The following is a 24063-nucleotide window of genomic DNA, read 5'->3' on the forward strand; positions in this document are numbered from 1 at the left end:
GACCAGAACCACCCACAAGGAAGGCACCCGCACATGACCGATCAGAACACCGTCAAGCCGCTGCGTCTCGGCCTCTTCGAGAACGCGCAGGCGAACGACTCCGGCACCGCCACCTGGCGTCACCCCGACAACGGGCGCTACCTGTTCGACAAGCTGGAGTACTGGCGCGACACCGCACGCATGGTCGAAGACGCCGGGTTCGACTTCCTGTTCCTCGCGGATGCCTGGGGCTGGGCCGACGTCGCGGGCGAACGCCCCGACATCTGCTCCGTCGAAGGGCTCGATCTGCCCCGCCTCGACCCGGCGATCATCCTCGCCGCCCTGATCCCCGAGACCACGCGGCTGGGTCTCGTCGCCACCGGCTCGACCCTCCTCGAGCCGCCCTACTCGTTCGCGCGCCGGATGGCGACACTCGACATCCTCTCCGGCGGACGCATCGGATGGAACGTGGTGACCACGGGGACGGCCGACACCGCGGTGCAGGGCTTCGGGGTGCCGATGGTCGGTCATGACGAGCGCTACCTGATGGCCGACGACTTCATGCAGGTCGTGTACAAGCTGTGGGAGCAGGCGTGGGAGGACGGGGCGCTGGAGCGCGACAAGTCCGGCCGTTTCGCTGACCCCTCCAAGGTGCACCGCATCGCGCATGACGGCCCCTACTTCCGTTCGCACGGCTACGGCAACACCTCGCGCTCGCCGCAGGGCACCCCGGTGCTGTTCCAGGCCGGGGCGTCGCCCGCCGGCCGGGAGTTCGGAGGCAAGCACGGCGAGGCGATCTTCGTCGGCAGCGGCTCGGTCGAGCAGCTCCGCGCGCACTCCTCGGCGATCCGGGAGGAGGCCGTGAAGAACGGCCGCGGAGCCGACGAGGTCAAGATCATGTCGGCGTTCGCCGCGATCGTCGGCAGCACGGAGGAAGAGGCGCAGCGCAAGTACGCCGAGGTCGCCGACGCGCAGAACCCCGACGTCACCGTCGCCTCCTACGCCTGGTTCACCGGCCTCGACCTGTCGGCGTACGCGCCGAACACGCCGATGTCCGAGCTCAGCACCGAGCTGTCGCAGACCCAGGTCGCCCGCTTCGCCGACAAGACCGTCGGCGACGTGCTCGGAGACTGGCACGCGCACGGTGTCGGCGCCCGCCCGATCGTGGGCACCCCCGAGCAGGTGGCTGACCGCATGATCGAGCTCGCCGACGGCGCCGACCTCGACGGATTCCTCTTCGCCCCCGTGATCCCGCCGGCATCGACCGTCGACTTCATCGAGCACGTGCTGCCGATCCTCAAGGAGCGCGGCGCGATCGTCGAGCCGTCGTCGGAGCCGCAGTCGCTGCGGGAGCGCCTGATCGGCACATCGACTCCGGCACTCGCCGATTCGCACACCGGATCGCAGTACCGGCGGACGATGTCGCGTGTCTGACACCCTCACCGGTGTCGCCGTCGTGGGGAGCGCGAACCTCGACCTCGTGGTCGAGGTCTCGCGCCCCCCACGCGTCGGCGAGACCCTCCTCGGACGAGCCGGCGGACGCTTCTCCGGCGGCAAGGGGCTGAATCAGGCCGTGGCGTCCGCCCGCAGCGGGGCGCCCACGAGGTTCTGCGCGGTCGTCGGAGGCGATGAGGCCGCCGACGTGCTGCAGCAGACGCTGACGGAGGCCGGAGTCGTGGCGGCCCTCCGCCGCAGCGCCACCGCTCCGACCGGAGTGGCGCACGTGCTCGCCCTCGACGGCGGGGACAACAGTATCGTCGTCGCGGCGGGTGCCAACGCCGATCTCACCCCGGAAGACGCGGTCGGCGGGATCGCAGGAGCCGGGGTCGTGCTCGCGCAGCTGGAGGTGCCCGTCGAGAGCGTGGCCGCAGGGTTGCGTGCGGGGCGCGCTGCCGGCGCACTGACGATCCTCAACGCCGCCCCCGCGCATGCCGCGACGATCGGGATGCTCGCCGACGTCGATGTTCTCGTCGTGAACGAGACCGAGTGCGTCGAACTCGGCGGCGTCGACCGACTCCATGCGGCCGGTGCGCAGACGGTCGTTCTCACGCAGGGTGCCGGGGGAGTGACGCTCCATCGCTCGGGGAGCGATCCCGTGCACGTCGCCGCCTTCCGGATCGATTCGGTGGACACGACGGGAGCCGGCGATGCCTTCTGCGGTGCGCTCGCCGCGGCGCTCGCCCAGGGGATGGCGATCGAGGACGCCCTGGTCAGAGCCTGCGCGGCAGGAGCCGTCGTGGCTCAGCACCGCGGGGCGACCACGCCGCAGTTGACGCCCGGGTCGATCGCGGCGTTCGTCGACTCGCGCTGAGCCGCTACCGCGCAGGGGGCGTGGCGGGCGATGCGACCTCTTCCGCCTCGCCGGCGAACGTGTACTCACCCCCGCGCAGGCGCTCCAGCAGGTCGAGCAGCCACTGCTTCTCGGCGGTGAGGCGGGCGGTGGAGAGGTCGAAGATCTCCCGCACGTACTTCGGTGTCGTCTCGGAGCGCAGAGTGTCCTGCACGTCGAAGCCGTTCTGGGTGATGATCGCGTCGCTCTTGATGAGGCGGTGCTCGAGGCCGGCGATCACCTCCTGGCGGCTCAGCACGAACATGAACGAGGCCACGGTCATGATGGCCTGGGTGTCGAAGGCTGCGACGTTCCAGAGGTTCTCGCGCAGCATGCGCTGGAGCTCGACCTCGCCGGCCGGAGTGATGCGGTAGGTCGTGCGTGCCGGGCGCTTGCCCTCGGCTTCGGTGCCGCTCTCGGCGATGTAGCCGTCGACCTCGAGGGCGCGCAGGGCGTTGTAGATCGAGCCGGGCTGGATGTGCGCCCATTCGTCGACGTGCCACGTCATGAGCTCGCGGCGGAGGAAGTAACCGTGCACGGGCTGGAACTGCTTCACGGCGCCGAGGACGACGAGGCGGGTGGTCGACATGCCCCTCATGCTAACGGCTGGTGTCCCACATTCTTATTGTTTGCATGATCAAACTTGCCTATTATGAGTACTAGTCAAAGTTGACTAACGAAAGGAAGCCGAAATGACGACTGCCGTGACCGACGCCCTGCCGCGCGACCTCGCCCTCCGCCGGGCGTTCTCGGTGTATCCGACCGGCGTCGTAGCCCTCGCCGCGCATGTCGATGACCGCGCTGTCGGGATGGCGGTCAACTCCTTCACCTCGATCTCGCTCGAGCCCGCCCTCGTCGCGATCAGCGCGGCGCGGACCTCGAAGACCTGGCCGCTGCTCCGCGAGGTGCCCGAGCTCGGCATGAGCGTGCTGGCCGCGCATCACGAGCCGCTCAGTCGCTCGCTCTCGGCGCGTGAGGGCGATCGCTTCGGCGGGCATGACTGGCAGCGCACCGAGGGCGGCGCCGTGCTGATCTCGGATGCCGCGCTCTGGCTCACCTGCCGCCTGCACAGCACCTTCGATGGCGGGGACCACGAGATCGCCCTGTACGAGATCGCCGACATCACCCTGTTCGACGATGTGGAGCCGCTGGTCTTCCATCAGAGCCGCTATCGGTCGATCGCCGGGTCTGCGAGCGCGTGAGCGCTTCGCCGTCCGCGATCGTCGTCGGCGTGGTCGTGCCCGGTGACGGGCGGGGGCGCGAGCTCGGCTTCCCGACGGCGAACCTGGCGCTGGACGGCAGCGACCTGCCCGCCGATGGGATCTACGCGGCGTGGACGCGTATCGACGACGAACCGGAGGTCTGGCCCGCGAGCGTCAGCGTCGGGACGAATCCGACCTTTGCCGGCGACCGGGAGAGGCGGGTCGAGGTGTATCTGCATGATGTGAACCTCGATCTGTACGGCCGGACGCTGGCGGTGACGCTCGTCGCCCGCCTGCGGCCCACGCTGCACTTCGAGGGGGTCGATGCGCTGGTCTCGCAGAGTGCGGACGATGTCCGCCGCTGTCGACGGCTCCTGGCTGGTCGTGGACCGGCTGGGGTCGCCTGAGAGGCGAGGACCGCCGCAGATCGAGTACTGTTTTACATTTCACTCCTGTGGTACTTTCTCCGCATCACCGACGATCCGGAGGAAAACCCATGCTCGCCCGCAAGAAGACCGCTTTCTTCACGTCCGCCGTCGTGGCACTCACCCTGTCGCTGACAGGTGTGTCATCGGCCCATGGCGCCACCGGCTACTCCGCGCCCGAAGCTGCGGCTGCGACGAGCGCCGGGCTGCAGGCCGCGGGCGACGAGGCCGACCTCGATCCTCGCCTCGCGTCGTCGACCGACCTGGAGCTGCTGCTCCTTGTCATGACGGGACGCGGAGCCCTCGCCGATGCGCACCCCGAACTGATCGCCGAGCTCGGCATCACTGTGTCCACACAGGCGCAGGCCGACGCGATGGCGGCCGTCGCCGCGCAGTTCCTCACCGTCTCTCCCGCATTCTCCGCGACATGGGCGCCCGCGATCAGGAGTACCGACCCGGCCGTGAGGGATCAGGGCATCTCCGGATTCATGACGGACTTCATGGCTTACGTGATGTCGCACTGCCGACCCTCGTGCACCGTGTGAGCGGTCGGCCCCGACCGCAGCGGATGCTCACTCCGACGAGGTGCCGCGCGGCAGTTCGTGCCGGGTGCCGCCGTCACTGCGGCGACGCCCCGTCGGAGGAGGCCCCTCGTCGGACAGCACGGTGCGGGGGACGCTCCAGCGTGCCGTGGTTCCGCGCTCCGTCCGCTGATCCAGTGTGAAGGTGCCGCCATGCAGCGCCGCACGTTCGGCGAGGTTCTCGGTCCCTCCGGGGTCGCCGAGGGACTCCGCGATCCCGTCACCGTCGTCCTGCACCGAGACGATGACCTCTCTCTCCGAGACGGCGACCGTGACGGCGCAGGTGCTGGCCTGGGCATGGTGGGCGACGTTGGCGAGCGCCTCGCGGATGACGGCGATGACGTCATCCGCGAGCTTCCCGGTGACGACCGGATCGACCGGCCCCACGAAGGTGATCGTCGGCGCGGACGGCAGCGCGGGAGTGAGTTCGGTGATCACGTCGAGCGCGCGCCGGCGCACAGGACGGTCTTTTCTCTTCACCCGGCGCGTGCGGAGCGAGAATATCCCGGAGCGGATGTCGGTGATGGCCGCGTCGATCTCCGCGACGTGCTGCTCGAGTTCTTCGGCGTGGGCGGGGTCGGTGGCAGCGAACGCCTGCAGGCTCATCCCCGTCGCGAACAGCCGCTGGATGACGTTGTCATGCAGGTCGCGGGCGATGCGGTTGCGCTCTTCGATGATGTCGAGGTGCTGCCGATCCTCTCGAGCCCAGGCGAGTGAGGTCGCGAGACCCGCCTGGGCGACGAAATCGGAGATCGCGTCGATCTCGCTCGGGGAGAAGTCGCTGCCGGATGCCACTCGCGTGACGCACAGCGCCCCGATCGCATGCCCGGCAGCCACCAGGGGGACGGCCACCGTGGGCCCTGCGGCATCCTGGTCTCCGGCCAGGCTGGCGTGGGTGTCCTCATCGGTGAGGCTTCCGCTCACCACCCTTCCGCTGGCGATGGCGTGCGCGGCGACCGAGCTCGCCGCCGGGAGGACCCCGTGTTCGTATGCGGCGGACAGCGGTCCGCGGGCGGCGTCGATGCGGAGACGGTCGGCATCCACGTGGACGACGATCGTCACCAGGTCGCAGGCGACCACGTGAGTGACGCGCTCGGCCATGACGTCGAGGATGTCCTCGCGCTGAGGGGTCAGGAGCACGGCGCTCACGTCCGAGAGCGCTCGATTCAGTCGCTGCTGGCGACGAGCCTCTTCGGCCGCGCGGGCGTTGTGGATGGTGATTCCCGCGGTCGCGGCCATCGACTCGATGAGCTCCTCATCCTCGAGCGTGAAGACACCGGTTCGCCGATTCGACAGCACGAGGACGCCGCACACCTCGCCGTGGCTTCGGACCGGGACCCCGAGGAACCCCTCCATGGCAGGGTGATGCGGGGGGAAACCCGCGGACCGAGGGTCATCGCTCATCTGGTTCAGACGGATCGTGCGTCCGCTGTCGACCACCGCGCGGAACAGGGTCCCCGGCTCGGGCGGATCGGCGATCGTGGCCGCACTTCGCTGGTCGATGCCCACGTGGATGAATCGCTCGACAGCGCCGGCCGCGTCGATCACGATCAGCGCGCCGTATCGGGCTTGGATGAGGTCGGCGGCAGCTCGGACGATGCGTGTGAGAATCCTGTCGGCGTCGAGTTGGTCCGACGCGTCCGGCGAGAAGTCGACGAGACCGCGGAGCTGGCGGCGGGTGGCGAGGAGCCGAGGTGCGCGTGTCACGGGAGCGTCGTCCCCGTCGTCCTGCTGGGGGCCGGGCGTAATATGCGTCTGTCGGCATCTGTCCTGCATCCCTCCACCTTCCCCGGAGACCGACCCGTCTGCAACGCTCAGCCGGTATATGGCAGGCGCGTCGCCGGCAGGACTCCCGCTGCCGGAGGCCCGCTTTCCCGATCGAGCGGGGACCATGGTCCCGGCCGAGGCCGCGAAACGCCCGTTACGGTGCGAGAGACGTGCCTGGGCAGACCGGGCGGGCGAGCAGGCAGGAACGGGAGAGTGCGGGCATGACCTCAGTGTTCCTGGTCGACGACCATGAGATGGTGCGCAGGGGTGTCGCCGCTGTGATCCAGGCCACCCCGGATCTCGATGTCGTCGGTGAGGCGGGGGGCTACCGGGAGGCGACGAGGCGGATCGCGGCCACTCTTCCCGATGTCGTGGTCCTCGATGTGCACCTGCCGGACGGCAGCGGAATCGACCTGTGCCGGGCGATCCGGCAGAAGCATCCGGGGATGCGGTGCCTGATCCTCACGGCCTACGACGACGACGACGCGGTGATCGCGGCCGTGATGGCGGGGGCGGACGGGCATCTGCTCAAGACGGTGCGCGCTGCGGACCTTCCCGAAGCGGTGCGTGCCGTCGCTGCCGGACGTCGGCTGCTCGATCCCGCCACGGTGCGTCGGGCGACGGGCCAGGTCGCCTCGGGGTCGGCTGATTCCGCTGATCCCCGGTTCGCGTCCTTGACCATGCGCGAACGGCAGATCCTCGCTCTCATCGCCGACGCCCTGACGAACCGTCAGATCGCGGACCGGCTCGGTCTCGCTGAGAAGACGGTCAAGAACTACGTCACCTCGATGCTCGGGAAGCTGGGTTTCACCCACCGGACGCAGGCGGCGGTCTTCGAACTCTCGCGGATGCACGACGAAGGCTGACGCGCGGACGAGGATCCTCCCGGCGGGAGGCCGAGGGACGAAGGGCCCTAGAGCGCTGCTGTCTTCTGAGTGAGGGTGGCAGAGGACGATCTGGAGTCAGGCGAAGGGACGAGACGGTGAGCATTGCGATGCACAGCGACGCCGTGGGACTTCGGGCGCGAGGGGTGGAGGGCGGAGCGAACGACGATGGGGGCGTTCGCCCGGTGATGGGGACTGCGTGGGTGGCCGGGGGAGCCGTCCGAGCGGTTGCGGGGCTGTGCGGGTGGCTGTGGGAGCTGCGCGGACGGCTGTCCGGGGTTGCGGATGGCGGGGGCGCCGTCCGGGGGACGTGGACGGCTGTGGGAGCGGTCCACGGATGAACGGATGGCTGTGGGGAGCTGTTCGGGCAGCGAGGGGCGGGCAGGCCACCCGCCCCTCGCTGGTCGTCCGCGAGTCGCGCGAAGTCAGTCCCGTGCCGTCTGCAGGAGGGTCCACAGTTCAGCCCGTGCGGGAAAAGTCGAGAGGTCGATGTCGAGCAGGCCTCCGGCCTGAGCGATGCGGGACCGCAGGGTGTGCCGATGCACGCCGAGTGCCGTCGCCGCGGATTCCGCCTTGGCATCGTGCTCCAGCCAGGTGCGCAACGAGCGCTCCAGCTCGGCGCCGGTGCGGGCATCGTGCTCGCGCAGCGGCGCGAGACGTGACTCCGCGACCAGGCGGGCCTCATCGGTCGCCAGCGCGGTGAGGATGCTGGAGCCCACCGTCTCGGAGTATCGTGCCGCCCCGTGTGTTCCCTGCTGGCGAAGAGCCGTCAGTGCTTGCGCGTGCGCCCGGGCGAACGAGTCGTACCCGTCGGGATCGGAGACGCCGATGCGGATGCCGAAGCGCGTGGCGACCTCGTCGAGCAGTGCTTCCTCGCCGGCGGAGACGCACATGGTCACGCCGTCCTCGGATTCGGCGAGGAAGACGGGAGTGCCGTGCTCGGAGCGATGCCGCTCCCACCATTCGCCCAGCGGACCGGCCGGGGCATCCGCGGCGACGGCCACGATCACCGGAGCGGGGGGCAGGCCGCCGAGCACTCTCCTCGCCAGCGTGGGATCGTCGGCGAGCAGGGAGCCGAGGAGCTGGGCGTGCAGGCGCCGCCGGCTCCGTGCGAGCTGCTCGCTCTGCTCCATCGCGAGCCCTGCCATCGCGATCACCGACGTCACGACCGACCGGGCTTCGGGATCGAGCGCATCGAGTGCCAGCGCGATCACCCCTCGCAGATGCCCTCCGCGGCCCACGGTGAACAGCATGAACGCGTGCTCGCCGAGGGGGAGCGACTGACTCGCTTCCAATCCGCGCGTGAGGATCTCCATCACCCGCCCGCTCAGGGCGTCGAGTAGCTCGGCATGGAGGCGGTCGCGCGGGTGGGCGGCGACGACCGCGCCCGCGGCATCGAACATCCCCGCCCAGACGTCGAGGCGTCGTCCGAGTTCCGCGATGGTCGCCTCGAGCCCGCTGGGGCGGAGAGCTGCGAGGGCGAGGGCGCGCTGGGTGTCGAGCGCCCAGGATCGCCGGGCGTACGCCTGAGCGGCGATCGCCTCGGAGTGGGCGCGGGCCACAGCGATGAACGGCGTGCGATACGGCACCGCGAACAGCGGCATCCCGTGTGTGGCGCACGAGGCGACGAGCTCCTCCGGAATGCCCGATCGATGGACCTCGGTGCCGAAGCCGAGCCCGAGGACGCCCCGGTCGGCGAGGCGTCCCACGTAGGTGTCGATATCGATCGCCCGGTCGAACTGCGTACCCGTGGTCAGCAATGCCAGGTCCTCGGAGAGGAAGGGGGTCGGGTCTGCGAGGTCGGAACTGTGCACCCAACGCAGCGGGCGGTCGAGAGCACCCTCGGGCAGGTCCTCCTCAAGCGGTACGAGTGCGAGCCCGAGGTCCCGACGGCGCAGCAGCGCCCGCAGAGTCGGCTGCTCCGGTTCGGTGGCGGCCATGAGGAACCTTTCCGCTGTACAGTCGGGCGAACTCTTCGCCTAGATTGTACAAGTTGGCTAGTGCGGCGGCCTCCGTTGCCGCCGTACGCTCGCGAACATGGCACTCCTCGACACCGCAGCCCCCGCAGTCCCTCTCGGCGGACCCGACCTCCCGCAGGAGCGTCGCCTGGTCACGGACCTCCCCGGACCTCGCTCGGCCGAGATCCTCGCACGCAAGGCGGATGCCGTCGCGGCCGGTGTGGGGCACACCGTGCCGATCGCGGCCGTGGCAGCCGGCGGCGGAGTGATCGTCGACGCGGACGGCAACTCGCTCATCGACCTCGGCTCCGGTATCGCCGTGACCACGGTCGGCAACGCGCACCCCAAGGTCGCCGCAGCCGTGGCCGCGCAGGCCGCGCAGTTCACGCACACCTGCTTCATGATCTCGCCCTACGAGTCGTACGTCGGCGTCGCCGAGGCCCTCAACCGCGTCACCCCCGGCGACTTCGCGAAGAAGAGTGCCCTGTTCAACTCGGGTGCGGAGGCCGTCGAGAACGCGATCAAGATCGCCCGCAAGCACACCGGACGTCAGGCGGTCGTCGCCTTCGATCACGGCTACCACGGCCGCACGAACCTGACCATGGCGCTCACCGCCAAGTCGATGCCGTACAAGAGCGGCTTCGGTCCGTTCGCCCCGGAGGTGTACCGCGCTCCGATGTCGTACCCGTTCCGCGATGGGCTCGACGGAAACGAGGCCGCGGCCCGCGTCATCCTCCAGCTCGAGAAGCAGATCGGCGCCGACAACCTCGCCGCGGTCATCATCGAGCCGATCCAGGGCGAGGGCGGCTTCATCGTCCCGGCCGACGGTTTCCTGCCGGCGATCGTCGACTGGTGCCGCGCGAACGGCGTCGTCTTCATCGCGGACGAGGTGCAGACCGGATTCGCCCGCACCGGGCACATGTTCGCGAGCGAGATCTTCGGCATCGAGCCCGACCTGATCACCACGGCCAAGGGCATCGCCGGCGGTCTCCCGCTCGCGGCCGTCACCGGTCGCGCCGAGATCGTGGACGCCTCGCACTCCGGCGGCCTCGGAGGTACCTACGGCGGCAACCCGATCGCCTGCGCTGCCGCCCTCGCCTCGATCGATGTGTTCGAGAACGACGGCGTGATCGAGCGTGCCCGTGAGATCGGGGCGACCCTCACGCAGCGTCTCACCGCGATCCAGCAGAACGACCCGCGCGTCGGCGACGTCCGCGGCCACGGTGCGATGATCGCCGCCGAGTTCGTCGACCCCGAGACCCAGGCCCCGGATGCCGCTCTCACGGCCGCCGTCGCGAAGGCGTGCATCGCCCAGGGCGTCGTCGTCCTCACCTGCGGAACCTACGGGAACGTCATCCGCTTCCTTCCCCCGCTCTCGATCGGCGACGATCTGCTGAACGAAGGACTCGACATCGTCGCTGCGGCGCTCGCCGCGGCCTGACACCCCTGTCCGGTCGCGACCCCGATCGGGGGATTTCGGGTCGCGACCGGCACTGTTTCACCCAACGAAGGAGTTGCAGATGGCTGAGATCACACGCGACGTACTGATCATCGGTGCCGGAGCCGCAGGGCTCACGGCGGCGAACGACCTCCGCAAGGCCGGCCTCTCGGTCGCCGTGCTGGAGGCCCGTGACCGCGTCGGCGGGCGCCTGTGGACCGACGTGATCGAGGGCGCCATGCTCGAGATCGGCGGCCAGTGGGTGTCGCCCGACCAGGACGCGCTCAAGGACACGATCGAGGAGCTGGGGCTCGAGACCTACAGCCGCTACCGTGAAGGCGACAGCGTCTATGTCGGCCCCGACGGGAAGGCACACCGCTTCACGGGCGAGATGTTCCCGGTGGCGCCCGAGACCGAGGCCGAGATCGCCAGGGTCACCGAGATCCTCGACGCACTGGTCGCCGAGATCGACCCGGACCGTCCCTGGGCCCACCCCAGCGCCGAGGACTGGGACACGATCACCTGGGACGCCTGGCTGCGCTCGCAGACCGACGACGACGAGGCCGTGCGCAACCTGGCCTTCGCCACCGGTTCCGCGATGCTCACCAAGCCCACTCACTCCTTCTCACTGCTGCAGTCGCTGCTGATGGCCGCGTCCGCAGGTTCCTACTCGAACCTCGTCGACGCCGACTTCATCCTCGACAAGCGAGTGGTCGGCGGTCTGCAGCAGGTTCCGCTGCGCCTCGCTGAGCGCCTGGGCGACGACGTGCTGCTGAACCAGCCAGTGCGCGGCCTCGAATGGTCCGACACGGGTGTCGTCGCCACCACCGATCAGCACACGGTGCGCGCCCGCCACGCGATCCTCGCGCACGCGCCGGTGCTCTACAGCCGCATCGCGTTCGACCCTCCGCTGCCGCGCCGACAGCATCAGCTGCACCAACACCTGTCGATGGGCTTCGTCATCAAGGTGCACGCCGTGTACGACCGGCCGTTCTGGCGCGAGCAGGGCCTCAGCGGCACCGCCTTCAGCCCGTACGAGCTCTCGCACGAGGCTTATGACAACACCAACCACGGCGACGAGCGCGGCACCCTGGTCGGCTTCGTCTCCGACGCCAACGCCGACGGCGTGTTCGAGCTGTCGGCCGAGGAGCGCAAGGAGCGCATCCTCGAGTCGCTGTCGCACTACTACGGACCCGAGGCCAAGAACCCGGTCGTATACTACGAGAGCGACTGGGGCAGCGAGGAGTGGACGCGCGGCGCCTACGCCGCGAGCTTCGACATGGGGGGCCTGCACCGCTACGGCGCGGACCTCCGCACGGCGGTCGGCCCGATCCACTTCGCGTGCAGCGACATGGCCGGCGCCGGGTACCAGCACGTCGACGGGGCGATCCGCATGGGCCACCTCGTCGCATCGAACATCGTCGACGCGAGTCGCGACGCCGGCGCTGTCGAGAGCGGCAGCTGATGACCGGCTCGGTCGTCGTCGGATACACGGCGACGGACGCGGGAGCGGATGCCGCGGCACTCGGCGCCCGGCTCGCTCGCAGCCTCGGTGCGACCCTGCACCTGGTGATCGTGCTGCCGAACGAGGGCACGCGCAGCGCGGCAGTCCCACCGGAGCGCGCGTACGAGGAGCACGTCAAGGCGCAGGCGCGGCAGTGGCTCAAAGACGCCGTGGTCCGGCTCCCGCAGGAGCTGACCCGCAGCGGTCACGTGCGCTTCTCCGAATCGTTCGCCGAGGGCCTGATCGCCGCCGGCGAGGAATTCGGCGCCAGGGTGATCGTGATCGGCGCGGCCGGGGGCGGCATCTTCGGACGCCACCGTCTCGGCAGCGTCGCCTCCGAGCTGCTGCACTCGTCGACCATTCCGGTGGCGCTCGCGCCCGTGGGCGCCGCCCAGCAGGACGATCACGTCCTGCCGCGCGTGACGGTCGCCGTCGGATCCCGACCCGGTGCCGACGCCCTCCTCGACGAGGCCGTCGCGCTCGCCGGAGACAGCGGTGTCGACCTCCGGCTCGTATCCCTCGTTCCGTTCGACGTTCCCCCCGGACTCGACACCGGAGCGATCCGCACGGTCGGCGACACCCACGGACAGGAGGTGCTCGCCGTCGCCGCGGAGTTGCTGCCGGACGGTCGCACGGCCGCGGTCGAGAGGGCACCGGGCGACTCGGTCGAAGACGCCGTCGCCCATCTCTCCTGGCTTCCCGGCGAGGTCGTCCTGGTCGGCTCCAGCAGGCTGGCGCAACCGCGTCGTCTGTTCCTGGGCTCCACGGCAGCGAAGATGCTGCACGAACTGCCCGTTCCCATGATCGTCGTCCCGCGTACCCGCAACGAAGCAGGAGACCGCTGATGAGCAGCACGAACCGGGCGACGGAGCCCGAATCCGGTGTCACGACCGGCATCTCCACCAAAGGCCTGAGCGCCGGAACGGTCGGCCTGATCGGCGCGGTCGTGATCGGCATCTCGTGCATCGCCCCCGCGTACACCTTCACCGCCGCCGTCGGCCCCACGGCATCCGAGGTCGGGGCGCAGATCCCGGCCATCATCCTCGTCGGCTTCATCCCGATGCTCCTCGTCGCCTTCGGCTACCGCGAGCTCAACAATCGGATGCCGGACTCCGGCACGTCGTTCACCTGGGCGGCCCGAGCGTTCGGACCGTGGGTCGGCTGGATGGCCGGCTGGGGTCTGGTCGTCGCGACGATCCTGGTGCTGTCGAACCTCGCCGGCGTCGCGGTCGACTTCCTCTTCCTGCTGCTGTCGCAGATCACCGGGAACCCGGAGATCGGCGACCTCGCCGGTGTCACCTGGATCAACATCGGTGTCTGCCTGCTGTTCATGCTCGGTGCGACGTGGATCTCGTATCGCGACATGCAGACGACGCAGAAGCTGCAGTACTGGCTCGTCAGCTTCCAGATCCTGGTGCTGGTGTTCTTCGCCGTCGCGGCCATCGTGCAGGCGGTGAACGGCAACGGCTTCGACTACCAGCCGTTCGACCTGAACTGGTTCAACCCGTTCGCGATCTCCTCCTTCAGCGCGGTCGCCGCGGGCCTCTCCCTCTCGATCTTCATCTTCTGGGGCTGGGATGTCACCCTCACCATGAACGAGGAGACCAAGGATCCGGAGAGGACACCGGGTCGCGCGGCCACCGTCACGGTGCTCACGATCGTGTCGCTGTACCTGCTGCTCGCGGTCGCGATGATCATGTTCGCCGGCGTCGGCACCGGGGCGCTGGGGCTCGGCAACGCGGACATCCAGGAGAACGTGTTCTTCCACCTCTCCGGCCCGATCCTGGGGCCGCTCGCGTTCCTGGTGTCGCTGGCCGTTCTGACCAGCTCCGCGTCGTCGCTGCAGTCCACGTTCGTGGGCCCGGCGCGCACACTGCTGGCCATGGGGCACTACGGCGCACTGCCGAAGGCGTTCGCGAAGGTCAGCCCCCGCTTCTTCACGCCGGGGTACGCGACCATCATCTCGGCGATCGTGGCCTCCGCGTTCTACGCCGTGATGCGCGTCGTCAGCGAAGACACGCTGTGGGACACGATCCTCACGCTCGGCATGATGATCTGCTTCTACTACGGGATCACCGCGTTCGCGTGCGTGTGGTACTTCCGCAAGCAGTGGTTCGACTCGACGCGGAACGTCTTCTTCACGTTCCTCTTCCCGCTCGTCGGTGGCGCGATCCTCGCGGTGCTGTTCTTCACGACGCTGATCGACTCGATGGACCCGGAATACGGTTCCGGATCGCAGATCGGCGGGGTCGGCATCGTCTTCATCCTCGGGATGCTGATCATCGTCGTCGGCATCGCGGTCATGATCTGGAACGCGGTCCGCCGGCCCGCCTTCTTCCGCGGCGAGACGCTGGGCATCGACGCACCGCCCAGCCGACGCAAGCGCGCATAGCCCTCCTCACAGAAAGAGAATCATGAGCACTCAGACCGAACAGGCGCTCCTCGACAGCATCCCCACCGGCCTCTTCATCGGCGGGCAGTGGATCGACGGCGAGACCGGCGGCACCTTCGACGTGCAGGACCCGGCGACCGGCACGGTGATCCGGACGATCGCCGACGCGACGCCGGCCGACGGCATCCGTGCTCTCGACGCCGCGGTCGCCGCTCAGGACGAGTGGGCGGCCACCGCCCCGCGCGTGCGCAGCGAGATCCTCCGCACGGCGTTCGACCTCGTGCAGGAGCACAAGGAGGACCTGGCGCTGCTCATGACGCTCGAGATGGGCAAGCCCCTCGCCGAGGCCCGTGGCGAGGTCGTCTACGGCGGCGAGTTCCTGCGCTGGTTCAGCGAGGAGGCCGTGCGCATCAGCGGTCGCTACGGCATCAACCCCGAGGGCACCGGCCACATGGTCGTGTCGCAGCGTCCGGTCGGACCGTCGTTCTTCGTGACGCCGTGGAACTTCCCCTTCGCGATGGCCACCCGCAAGATCGCTCCGGCACTCGCGGCCGGGTGCACGGTCGTCATCAAGCCCCCGGCGCTGACTCCCTTGACGACGATCTTCTTCGTCTCGCTGCTCGAGAAGGCAGGGCTCCCGGCGGGCGTCGTCAACGTCGTGCAGACGTCGAAGTCCAGCGCGCTGTCGGCACCGATCATCGCCGACCCGCGGCTGCGCAAGCTCTCCTTCACCGGATCGACCGAGGTGGGGCGCAAGCTCATCGCCCAGGCGGCCGAGGGCGTGCTGCGGGTGTCGATGGAGCTCGGCGGCAACGCGCCGTTCGTGGTGTTCGACGACGCCGACCTGGACAAGGCGGTGGAGGGTGCACTCGCCGCGAAGTTCCGCAACATCGGCCAGGCCTGCACCGCAGCCAACCGCTTCATCGTGCACAAGGACGTCGCGGGTGAGTTCGCCAAGCGTGTCACCGAGCGCGTCAACGGCATGAAGATCGGTCGCGGTACCGAGGAAGGTGTGGCGATCGGACCGCTCATCGACGCGGATGCCGTCGCCAAGGCGGGCGAGCTCGTCGACGAGGCCGTCGGTCGCGGTGCGACTCTGCTCGCCGGTGGCAAGGCCGTCGAGGGCACCGGCACGTTCTACGAGCCCACCGTGCTCACCGACGTCGTCGCCGGCAGCGCGATCCTCCGCGAGGAGATCTTCGGCCCGGTGCTCGCGATCGCGACCTTCGAGACCGAGGACGAGGCCGTACACCTGGCGAACGACACCGAGTACGGGCTCGTCTCGTACGTGTTCACCGAGAACCTGCAGCGCGGCCAGCGGATGATCGACAAGCTCGAGACCGGCATGATGGGTCTCAACGTGGGCGTCGTCTCCAACGCCGCCGCACCCTTCGGCGGAGTGAAGCAGTCCGGCGTCGGACGCGAGGGCGGATTCGAGGGCATCCACGAGTACCTGTCCACCAAGTACACGCTGATCCCGGTCTCCTGACCGAGCAGCCAGAGGAGGAGAGAACATGACCGACTACGCCGTCATCAACCCCGCCACCGGAGAGACGCTGGCGTCCTTCGACACCTTCACCGACGCTCAGATCGAGGAGGCGGTCGCCGCCGCCGACGAGGCCCACCGCGAGTGGTCCCGTTCGTCGACCGTCGCTGAGCGTTCAGCCCTCGTCCGCCGCGCGGCCGAGCTGCACCGCGAGCGTCGGGAGGAGCTCGCCGACATCTTCGTGCGCGAGATGGGCAAGCCCCGCGAGGCCGCCCTCGGGGAGGTCGACTTCGCCGCCGACATCGCCGAGTACTACGCCGACCAGGCGGAGTCGATCATGGCCGACCAGCCGATCGCGATCCTGGGGGAGGGGTCGGCCATCATCCGCCGCTCCTCGCTCGGCCCGCTCGTCGGCATCATGCCGTGGAACTTCCCGGCGTACCAGATCGTGCGCTTCGCGGCTCCGAACCTGATCGTGGGCAACACGATCCTGCTCAAGCCCGCGCCGCAGTGCCCGGAGTCCTCGTCCGCGATCGAGGCGATCTACCACGATGCCGGCTTCCCGAAGGGTGCCTACCAGAACGTGCTCGCCACGAACGAGCAGATCGCGACGATGATCGCCGACCCGCGCGTGCAGGGCGTCTCGCTCACCGGGTCCGAGCGTGCCGGGGCCGCCGTCGCCGAGATCGCCGGTCGCAACCTCAAGAAGGTCGCCCTCGAGCTGGGCGGGTCCGACCCGTTCATCGTGCTCTCGACAGACGACCTCGACGCGACGGTGCAGGCCGGCGTCGACGCACGCCTCGACAACAACGGTCAGGCGTGCAACGGCGCCAAGCGTTTCATCATCGTCGACGGGCTGTACGACGCGTTCGTCGAGAAGTTCACGGAGAAGATGGCCGCTGTCGAGGCGACGGATCCGACGCTCGACGACACGGTCCTCGGACCGGTGGCCTCCGAAGCCGCGGCCGAGAACCTGCAGAAGCAGATCGATCAGGCCGTCGAGCAGGGCGCGACGCTGCTCACCGGCGGCACCCGCGACGGAGCATTCTTCGCGCCGACCGTGCTCACCGACGTGACGCCCGAGATGAACGTGTACCGCGAGGAACTCTTCGGTCCCGCAGCCGTCGTCTACCGCGTGGCCGACGAGGACGCGGCGGTCGAGCTCGCGAACGACACCACCTTCGGCCTCGGCTCCTACGTCTTCACGACGGATGCCGAACAGGCCGAGCGCGTCGCCGACAAGATCGAGGCGGGCATGGTCTACGTCAACCTCGTGCTGGCAGACAGCCCCGAGCTGCCTTTCGGTGGCGTCAAGCGCAGCGGCACGGCCCGCGAGCTGGGCCACCTGGCCGCCGACGAGTTCGTGAACAAGAAGCTGATCCGCATCGGCTGACGCGAGCAGGTCGGGGGCTCGCGCCCGGAAGGAGATCTCGCGGAATGAAGGAGCGGATGCCGCATCCACTCCTTCACACCGTGAGATCTCCTTCCTTTCGTGCGACCTCGGAGAGGTGGTGCGTCGTCCTGTCAACGCCCGAGCCGCCGTCGCTGCTCGGGCGTAGGGTCGAAGCATGGCCAACGTCGCTGAGAACATCGTCAAGACTCTGCATGCCAACGGGATCGACCGTGTCTACGGCATCCCCGGGGACTCGCTGAACGGCTTCACGGACGCGCTGCGCAAAGACGGCACGATTCGCTGGGTGCACGTGCGGCACGAAGAATCCGCCGCCTTCGCGGCCGCCGCGGATGCCGCCACCACGGGAGAGCTCGCGGTCGTCGCCGGCTCGTGTGGTCCGGGCAACCTGCACCTCATCAACGGCCTCTACGACGCCAACCGCTCGCGCGTGCCCGTGCTCGCGATCGCCGCGCACATCCCCACCACCGAGATCGGCACCGGGTACTTCCAGGAGACGCATCCGCAGGAGCTCTTCCGCGAGTGCAGCGTCTACGTCGAGTACGTCGCCGACCCGAAGCAGATGCCGAGACTGCTCGAGATCGCCATGCGCGCCGCGATCGAGGAGCGGGGAGTCGCGGTGCTCGTGATCCCGGGCGACGTCGCCCTCGCCGACATCGCCGACGACCGCGCCGTCGTGATCGAGCGCGCGCGGCCCGTGGTGGTCCCCAGCGGGGCCGAGCTCGAGAGGGCAGCCACTCTGCTGAACGCCGCGAAGAACGTGACGATCCTCGCCGGTGCCGGTGTCGAGGGTGCGCACGACGAGGTCATCGCCCTCGCCGACAAGTTGGGCGCTCCCATCGTGCACGCGCTCCGCGGCAAGGAGTTCATCGAGTACGACAACCCCTTCGATGTCGGGATGACGGGCCTGCTGGGCTTCGCCTCCGGCTTCCGCGCCATGGAGGCCGCCGACGCCCTGCTGGTGCTGGGCAGCGACTTCCCGTACGAGCAGTTCTACCCGGACCACGCCAAGACCATCCAGGTCGACATCCGCGGCGCGCAGCTCGGCAAACGGCATCCGCTCGATCTGGGGCTGGTCGGCGACGTGCGTGCGACGGCCGACGCGCTGCTGCCGCGAGTGGCGAAGAAAGACGACCGCGGCCATCTCGATGACGCGATCGCGCACTACCGCAAGACGAGGAAGAAGCTCGACGAGCTCGCCGTCCCCGCCAAGGGAAAGCGCCCCATCCACCCCCAGTACCTGGCCCGACTCCTGGACGAGCATGCTGCCGACGACGCGATCTTCACCGCCGACGTGGGATCACCGACCGTGTGGGCGGCGCGCTACCTCTCGATGACGGAGCAGCGTCGCCTGATCGGCTCCTTCACACACGGCTCGATGGCGAACGCCCTGATGCACGGCATCGGCGCGCAGGCCGCGCATCCCGACCGTCAGGTGGTCGCGCTGGCCGGCGACGGCGGGCTCGCGATGATGCTCGGCGAGCTCCTCACGCTCACGCAGAACAAGCTGCCGGTGAAGACGATCGTGGTCAACAACTCCTCGCTGAACTTCGTCGAGCTCGAGATGAAGGCCGCGGGCTTCGTCACTTACGGGACCGGCCTGGAGAACCCGAGCTTCGCGGCGATCGCCGAAGCCATGGGCATCTTCGCGCGTCGGGTGGAACGCAGCGAAGACCTCCCGGATGCCGTGCGCGAGGTGCTCGCACACGACGGGCCCGCCCTGCTCGACGTCGTCACCGAGCGGCAGGAACTCTCCATGCCGCCGGCGATCGAGGCCGCGCAGGTCAAGGGGTTCGCGCTCTATGCGATCCGCACGGTGATGTCCGGCCGCGGCGACGAGCTCCTCGACCTCGCGAAGGCCAACTGGCGCCAGCTCTTCTGACCCGCAGGTCAGCTCTGCACGAGGGCCCGCACCTCGGCCGCCTCACCGTGCCGCCCGAGCGACTCGAGCACGTTGCCGAGCTCGAGGGCTGCGACCTGGAGCAGCGGAGGGTGGTCGGCGGCGTGGTCGATGGTGCTGCGGTAGAGGGGTACGGCATCGGCTGCGCGGTCGTTCCCTGCCAGCACGCGGGCGGCGAAGAGCTCGGAGCCGCCGGCCGAGCCGAGGTCGCCGAGCGCGGCGAACCCGTCGGCTGCGGTGAGGGCGGCGGCGACCGCTTCGTCGATCCGGCCGAGCTCGGCCAACGCACGTCCGCGGGAATCGGTGACGTCGGCGAGGAGCCACTCCGCCTCGTGCTGCTGTGCGAGGGCGGCGACCTCGTCGAAGAGCGCGAACGCACGTTCGTCGCCGCGTCCGCCGTACGCCTGGCCGAGGCTGTGCAGCACTTCGCTCAGCGCGCCCACGGCCTCGGGTGCGCGCCGCACGGTCTCGGCGGCGGACTCGAGCAGTTCGATCGCGTCGTCGTGCTCGTCGAAGCGGGCGAGGATCTTGGCCTGCTCGGTCATGGACATCGCCTGGTCGGCGTGTTCCTCTGCCTGTCCGAAGAGCTCGGAGGCGTAGCTGTGAGCACCGACGGCCTGGCCGAACTCACCGGCCGCGCTCAGTGACCGTGCCAGCATCGAGGCGGTCATCGCGCGCGAGCCGGCGGCCACGTCTGCTTCCTCCTCGCGCTGCAGGACGTCACCGAACAGCTCTGCGGCCTCTTCGGCGTCGCCGGCGCGCAGCATGACCCTGGCGAGTCGGAAGTCCACGCCGGTCGAGTCGCCGTCGCCTTCGCTCGCGATGTGCGCGGCGAGACGGTAACGGGAGACGGCCTTCTCCGGTTCGTCCGCGTCTTCCCAGAGCGCCCCGGCGAGCAGGTGCGCATCGCCGAGAGCGCGGGTCGCGCCCAGTTCTGCGAGCAGCCGGCATACCTCGTCGGCGTCGGCAGCGCCCTCGGCATAGCTGTTGCCGCCGCCGCGCACGCGAGCCCTGGTCTGCAGGGCCTGCGCGCGATGCCCGGTGCTGAGGTCTTCCTGAGAGAGGAAACGGTCGAGCAATGCGGTCGCCGCCTCCATGTCGCCCTTGCGCAGCACGGCCGAGATCGCCACCAGAGTCGTCGTGTTCGCGAGCCGCGTGTCATCCGCCTCCGCGAAGGAGCGCGCGGCGAGCTCGGCGAGGTCCAGCGCGGCGTCCGCCTCCCCGGCCTGCAGGTGAAGTGCGGCGCGGCTGAGGGCCAGGTCGCCGCGCGACCAGGCGGGCAGCGACGCGGCATCGGCGATCGCGTCCTCGAGGTCGGCCGTCGCCTCCGGCGTGTCGATCCCGAAGGTCGCAAGGCCCAGATGTTCCTCCAGCGCGGCCTGCTCATCGCGCCCGGCGGCGCGGAGTGCGGCGATGCGCTGGGGAAGCAGCTCCAGGGCCTCGTCGGCGCGTTCGAAGGCGATGAGGATCCCGAGGCGCATGGAGAGCAGCTGGGCGCGCTTGTACGGGTCCTCGACCTCGAGGGCGCGGGGGAGGGCGTCGAGGGTCTCGTGCTCCGCACCGAACTGGGCGAGCTGCATGGCGCGCTCGAACCACCCGTCGGCGTCCACCGGAGCTGTCGAGGGGGCAGGGGCCACGAACGCGTCCGAGCGGATCGGCACGTCGTACTGCTCGTCGGAGAGCGCACGCATGCGCCCCAGGCTGCGTGCGTGGCCGTCGGTGCCGTCGCGCTCGTCGAACGCGGTGGCGATGCGGTCTGCGGCCGTCCAGGCGGACGCCGCGAGTTCGGCGGCGCTCCAGCGGCCCTCATGCTCGCCGAAGAACGGCACGAGCGCCGGCGAATCCGCTCCGCGTACCGGGGTGTCGCCGTAGCCGGCAGCCGTGACGCGGTCGAGCGCGACGGCGAGGGCGGCGAGGGCGGCGAAGTGCGCGTCGACGTTCAGCCCATCGTGGGCGAGCCAGGCGATGTGCTTCTCGACAAGTGCGAGCGCACGGGCCTCGTTCCCGGTGAGCGCCGCGAAGACGATGTTGTTGGCGACGATGCGCAGGTTGTCGGGGTTGTCCTTGGCCAATCGGTAACTGCGCAGGTGCGCGGTCTTCGCCTCGTCGAAGCGCCCGGCGCGGAGGTAGGGGAGGAGCACGCGGGAGAGGGCGTGCTCAGGCTCCTCTCCGCACGAGAAGCCGCCCTCGATCATCTCTTCCACCAGGACGATGGCCTCCGCGTCGCGGTCGGTGTCCGCGAAGAAGCCCGCGATCTGGCTCCGACCGCAGGCGTCGCAGTGGCTGTGGTCGTCGCGCGGTGTGGCTTCCAGCTGCACCCGCAGCGTCTCGGCTTCGTCGATGCGTCCGGCATCCCAGGCGTCCTCGAAACGGGCGGTGAGCACACCGCTCAGGCCGAGGCCGCCGGCGCGGTAGTGCTTCTCCATGTCGTCGAGGACGGCGGCGATCTGGTCCTGGGAGAACGCCGGCGAGGAGCGCAGAGACGCCGCCATCCACTTGAACTGCCACATCAGGTCGGCGCCGCCGTTGTCGAGGTCGGCGGGGAACCGCTGCGGGTCGGCCTCGTGGTGTGCGAGGCACCAGGCGAACGAGTTCAGCATCACATCGGTCGCGCCGCCCATGTTCGCCGAGGCCGTCTGCCGCATCCGCGCCTCGTACTCGAGTCGCTCGTCGCCGATCTCCACGGCCAGCGCCACCGCCTCCGAGACCAGGGCCTGCTCGGCGGGCCCCCACGGGGTGCGGTCGATCTCCTCGATCAGCTGCTGGAAGCGCTTCTTCGGACGTGCCATGGGGAACCCTTCGGTGGGATGTGTCAGCGGACGTCGCCGAAGGGGATCTGGTCCCCTTCGATGCCGGCTGAGAGGGAGACGAGGTCGGCGAGCGCGCTGGTCATCAGCGCACGGTCGGCGTCGGCGAGCGGATGGTGTCCGGCGAGCAGCGCCTGGATGTACAGGAGCTGCACGGTGCGGGCGAAGACGGCGTCGTCCTGCACGCGCACCAGGGCGCGGACCACCCGGTTCGACCAGTTCAGGCACAGGCGGGCGCGGACGTCGTCGTCGCGGGCCGCGGACAGGGTCTTGTCGATGCGGTCCAGCACGCCGCCCCACAGTGCGCCGGTGACGCCCTTGGTGCGGCCGCGGTCGATCGCGCGCAGCACCTCCGGGTCGGCGACGTAGAGCCCGGCGAGATCGGCGCGGTCGATCGAGCGCACGACCACGGAGCAGTCGGATGCGGCGAGCACGGCGCCCGCGCGCGTCTCCAGCGCCACGGCGGCGTCGCGGTCGTCGAGCGGGGGCGGATCGAGGCGGTCGAGCTCTCCGGTGACGTCGACCTGCTCGACGGTGACGTGCGGGTACAGGTCGGGCAGCATCCGGATCAGGTCGGCGTCGTACAGGTATCCACCGTTGACGAGCACCTCTCCGGCGGGGGAGATGCCGGCCACCTGACGGAACTCGTCGACGGTCTGCGCATAGCGGATGTGCGGGTATCGCTCGACGAGGTCGCCGATCCGCACCGTGCCGTGCGTGGTCTCGACCGTCAGCCAGCGGGAGATGAAGTGTGCCAGCTCCTCGTCGTGGCGTACGAGGGACTTGAGTCCGACCTCGTGCACGGCGACGAACTGAGCGAGGCGATGCGGCTCGCTCAGCCCCAGCTCCAGGACCCAACGGCGGATGCCGGCGCCGAGCTGCGCGCGGACCCGCTCGAGCGCCGCGTCGTCGACGAGCGACTCCCTGCTCGCGGTGGGGGCGAGCCCGGTGGAGTCGACCACGGCGCGGACGAAGAACGCCCATTCGGGGAGGACGTCGTCGACGCGCTCGGAGAGCAGCATCCGTCCCAGATACATGCGCGTCGCCTGACGTGCGCCCGGCGGCGGAGCGTAGGGCAGCACGTAGGCGAGGCCGCGGGTGCCGGTGGCGGGCTCGCTCAGCTCGATCACGTCGAGCGGACTCGCTCCGAGGAGGTCGCGCCCGTACTGCACGGCGGACTCCGGGTCCTGGGCGGCGTCGAGGAACGGCGCGTCCCTGGTGATGTCGATGTCGCCGCCGGCGGTGTCGATCGTGACCCGCACGGGCAGGAACTCGCCGAACGTCGTCGCGAGCTCGTGCACGGCGGCGGGACGCAGCAGATCGTCGGCGTCGAAGCGCGGCACGAGGTGCACGCTGGTGCCGATGGGGAGCTCCTCGTCGATCTCCGCCACCTGGAACGTTCCGTCGGCGCTTCCCGTCCACTCGACCGAGGCGCCGCCCCGGGCGCTGCGGGAGCGGATGACGATGGTGTCGGCGACCATGAAGCAGCTGAGCAGACCGATGCCGAACTGACCGAGGTAGTCGCTGCGCGGGAGGTCGAAGATGTCGCGCTTGGAGCTGCGCCCGACGGTGGCCAGCAGATCGGCCACCTCGGTGACCGTCAGGCCCACGCCGTCGTCGCGCAGGACGAACTCGCCGTTCTCCGCGGTCAGCGGGGTGATCCGGATGCGTCCGCCGCCGCCGTCGACCTCGCGGCGTGCAGTGATCGCGTCGCGGGCGTTCTGCAGGAGTTCCCGCAGGTACACCCGTGGACTGGAGTAGATGTGTCTGCTGAGCAGATCGACCACTCCGCGCAGATCCACCTGGAACTGCTGCACCTCAGCGCTCACCGGCGCTCCCTCCTCCTGCATACGCTCGCTGAGCCTAACAAGAACACGCCTTCGCGATCCCGGTTCGGCGCCACCGGATCGATGCCGTATGCTTGTGGGGCAGTTGTTCTCTGCATTCTTTCGCCATGCCTGGGGTCTCCCGATCACAGTCACGGTGGCAGAGTGGAGAGA

At 69.6% G+C, this 24063-nt stretch carries 18 protein-coding genes; 13 read left to right on the plus strand and 5 right to left on the minus strand.

Annotation, left to right across the window (positions count from 1 at the left end; all coding sequences use genetic code 11):
- Positions 1-33 precede the first annotated feature (33 nt).
- Positions 34-1413 (plus strand): NtaA/DmoA family FMN-dependent monooxygenase, encoded by a 1380-nt coding sequence (locus ACCO44_RS07650; protein WP_372469141.1) that lies wholly within the window; start codon positions 34-36, stop codon positions 1411-1413.
- On the plus strand, positions 1406-2290 hold the full coding sequence (locus ACCO44_RS07655) for a ribokinase (RefSeq protein ID WP_372469142.1): 885 nt from the start codon (positions 1406-1408) through the stop codon (positions 2288-2290). Before ACCO44_RS07650 ends, ACCO44_RS07655 begins: the two co-directional genes overlap by 8 nt.
- A 4-nt stretch (positions 2291-2294) precedes the next feature.
- On the opposite strand, the gene ACCO44_RS07660 is transcribed toward ACCO44_RS07655, so the two are convergent.
- A complete protein-coding gene (locus ACCO44_RS07660; RefSeq protein WP_372469143.1) occupies positions 2295-2897 on the minus strand; it encodes a PadR family transcriptional regulator in 603 nt (200 codons plus the stop codon).
- Between the two features lie 103 nt (positions 2898-3000).
- On the opposite strand from ACCO44_RS07660, the gene ACCO44_RS07665 reads away from it, so the two are divergent.
- The 3 genes from ACCO44_RS07665 to ACCO44_RS07675 all read left to right on the plus strand — a co-directional run bounded on the left by ACCO44_RS07665 (position 3001) and on the right by ACCO44_RS07675 (position 4480).
- Complete coding sequence (locus ACCO44_RS07665; protein ID WP_372469144.1) at positions 3001-3510, plus strand: flavin reductase family protein; 510 nt, start codon at positions 3001-3003, stop codon at positions 3508-3510.
- Positions 3507-3917 carry a riboflavin kinase gene (locus ACCO44_RS07670; protein ID WP_036302874.1) on the plus strand — a complete coding sequence of 137 codons (411 nt, stop codon included), beginning with the start codon at positions 3507-3509 and terminating at the stop codon, positions 3915-3917. Before ACCO44_RS07665 ends, ACCO44_RS07670 begins: the two co-directional genes overlap by 4 nt.
- An 89-nt stretch (positions 3918-4006) precedes the next feature.
- Positions 4007-4480, plus strand: coding sequence for a hypothetical protein (locus ACCO44_RS07675; protein ID WP_105710405.1), 474 nt, complete (start codon positions 4007-4009; stop codon positions 4478-4480).
- Between the two features lie 27 nt (positions 4481-4507).
- Here ACCO44_RS07675 and ACCO44_RS07680 read toward each other — a convergent pair whose 3' ends face one another.
- The gene (locus ACCO44_RS07680; protein ID WP_372469145.1) at positions 4508-6223 is read right to left on the minus strand and encodes a GAF domain-containing protein; all 1716 of its coding nucleotides are present in this window, start codon (positions 6221-6223) and stop codon (positions 4508-4510) included.
- 281 nt (positions 6224-6504) lie between these two features.
- On the opposite strand from ACCO44_RS07680, the gene ACCO44_RS07685 reads away from it, so the two are divergent.
- Positions 6505-7149: a response regulator transcription factor gene (locus ACCO44_RS07685; RefSeq protein WP_029260981.1), complete on the plus strand. Its 645-nt coding sequence runs from the start codon at positions 6505-6507 to the stop codon at positions 7147-7149.
- A gap of 443 nt (positions 7150-7592) precedes the next feature.
- Here ACCO44_RS07685 and ACCO44_RS07690 read toward each other — a convergent pair whose 3' ends face one another.
- On the minus strand, positions 7593-9107 hold the full coding sequence (locus tag ACCO44_RS07690; RefSeq protein ID WP_372469146.1) for a PucR family transcriptional regulator: 1515 nt from the start codon (positions 9105-9107) through the stop codon (positions 7593-7595).
- Positions 9108-9204: 97 nt separating this feature from the next.
- Between ACCO44_RS07690 and gabT the strand changes: the two genes are divergently transcribed.
- The 7 genes from gabT to poxB all read left to right on the plus strand — a co-directional run bounded on the left by gabT (position 9205) and on the right by poxB (position 19238).
- Positions 9205-10566 carry a 4-aminobutyrate--2-oxoglutarate transaminase gene (gabT, locus tag ACCO44_RS07695; protein ID WP_372469147.1) on the plus strand — a complete coding sequence of 454 codons (1362 nt, stop codon included), beginning with the start codon at positions 9205-9207 and terminating at the stop codon, positions 10564-10566.
- 79 nt (positions 10567-10645) lie between these two features.
- The gene (locus tag ACCO44_RS07700) at positions 10646-12028 is read left to right on the plus strand and encodes a flavin monoamine oxidase family protein (protein WP_372469148.1); all 1383 of its coding nucleotides are present in this window, start codon (positions 10646-10648) and stop codon (positions 12026-12028) included.
- Positions 12028-12912: a universal stress protein gene (locus ACCO44_RS07705; protein ID WP_372469149.1), complete on the plus strand. Its 885-nt coding sequence runs from the start codon at positions 12028-12030 to the stop codon at positions 12910-12912. Before ACCO44_RS07700 ends, ACCO44_RS07705 begins: the two co-directional genes overlap by 1 nt.
- Complete coding sequence (locus tag ACCO44_RS07710; RefSeq protein ID WP_105710400.1) at positions 12912-14459, plus strand: APC family permease; 1548 nt, start codon at positions 12912-12914, stop codon at positions 14457-14459. Before ACCO44_RS07705 ends, ACCO44_RS07710 begins: the two co-directional genes overlap by 1 nt.
- Positions 14460-14481: 22 nt before the next feature.
- A complete protein-coding gene (locus ACCO44_RS07715) occupies positions 14482-15948 on the plus strand; it encodes an NAD-dependent succinate-semialdehyde dehydrogenase (RefSeq protein ID WP_105710399.1) in 1467 nt (488 codons plus the stop codon).
- Positions 15949-15973: 25 nt separating this feature from the next.
- A complete protein-coding gene (locus ACCO44_RS07720) occupies positions 15974-17338 on the plus strand; it encodes an NAD-dependent succinate-semialdehyde dehydrogenase (protein WP_372469150.1) in 1365 nt (454 codons plus the stop codon).
- 175 nt (positions 17339-17513) lie between these two features.
- Positions 17514-19238 (plus strand): ubiquinone-dependent pyruvate dehydrogenase, encoded by a 1725-nt coding sequence (poxB, locus tag ACCO44_RS07725; RefSeq protein WP_372469151.1) that lies wholly within the window; start codon positions 17514-17516, stop codon positions 19236-19238.
- Between the two features lie 8 nt (positions 19239-19246).
- Here poxB and ACCO44_RS07730 read toward each other — a convergent pair whose 3' ends face one another.
- Positions 19247-22045 (minus strand): hypothetical protein, encoded by a 2799-nt coding sequence (locus ACCO44_RS07730; protein ID WP_372469152.1) that lies wholly within the window; start codon positions 22043-22045, stop codon positions 19247-19249.
- 23 nt (positions 22046-22068) lie between these two features.
- On the minus strand, positions 22069-23892 hold the full coding sequence (locus ACCO44_RS07735; RefSeq protein WP_372469153.1) for an HSP90 family protein: 1824 nt from the start codon (positions 23890-23892) through the stop codon (positions 22069-22071).
- Between the last annotated feature and the right edge of the window lie 171 nt (positions 23893-24063).

This window comes from Microbacterium maritypicum (genome assembly GCF_041529975.1).
In the GTDB taxonomy this organism is placed as follows: Bacteria; Actinomycetota; Actinomycetes; order Actinomycetales; family Microbacteriaceae; genus Microbacterium.

What these genes read in the sequence shown, in the direction of transcription:
- ACCO44_RS07650 (WP_372469141.1), top strand. Translation starts at nt 34, where the DNA reads ATGACCGATCAGAACACCGTCAAGCCGCTGCGTCTCGGCCTCTTCGAG.
- ACCO44_RS07660 (WP_372469143.1), bottom strand. Translation starts at nt 2,897, where the DNA reads ATGTCGACCACCCGCCTCGTCGTCCTCGGCGCCGTGAAGCAGTTCCAG.
- ACCO44_RS07665 (WP_372469144.1), top strand. Translation starts at nt 3,001, where the DNA reads ATGACGACTGCCGTGACCGACGCCCTGCCGCGCGACCTCGCCCTCCGC.
- ACCO44_RS07675 (WP_105710405.1), top strand. Translation starts at nt 4,007, where the DNA reads ATGCTCGCCCGCAAGAAGACCGCTTTCTTCACGTCCGCCGTCGTGGCA.
- ACCO44_RS07685 (WP_029260981.1), top strand. Translation starts at nt 6,505, where the DNA reads ATGACCTCAGTGTTCCTGGTCGACGACCATGAGATGGTGCGCAGGGGT.
- ACCO44_RS07690 (WP_372469146.1), bottom strand. Translation starts at nt 9,107, where the DNA reads ATGGCCGCCACCGAACCGGAGCAGCCGACTCTGCGGGCGCTGCTGCGC.
- gabT (WP_372469147.1), top strand. Translation starts at nt 9,205, where the DNA reads ATGGCACTCCTCGACACCGCAGCCCCCGCAGTCCCTCTCGGCGGACCC.
- ACCO44_RS07700 (WP_372469148.1), top strand. Translation starts at nt 10,646, where the DNA reads ATGGCTGAGATCACACGCGACGTACTGATCATCGGTGCCGGAGCCGCA.
- ACCO44_RS07705 (WP_372469149.1), top strand. Translation starts at nt 12,028, where the DNA reads ATGACCGGCTCGGTCGTCGTCGGATACACGGCGACGGACGCGGGAGCG.
- ACCO44_RS07710 (WP_105710400.1), top strand. Translation starts at nt 12,912, where the DNA reads ATGAGCAGCACGAACCGGGCGACGGAGCCCGAATCCGGTGTCACGACC.
- ACCO44_RS07715 (WP_105710399.1), top strand. Translation starts at nt 14,482, where the DNA reads ATGAGCACTCAGACCGAACAGGCGCTCCTCGACAGCATCCCCACCGGC.
- ACCO44_RS07720 (WP_372469150.1), top strand. Translation starts at nt 15,974, where the DNA reads ATGACCGACTACGCCGTCATCAACCCCGCCACCGGAGAGACGCTGGCG.
- poxB (WP_372469151.1), top strand. Translation starts at nt 17,514, where the DNA reads ATGGCCAACGTCGCTGAGAACATCGTCAAGACTCTGCATGCCAACGGG.
- ACCO44_RS07730 (WP_372469152.1), bottom strand. Translation starts at nt 22,045, where the DNA reads ATGGCACGTCCGAAGAAGCGCTTCCAGCAGCTGATCGAGGAGATCGAC.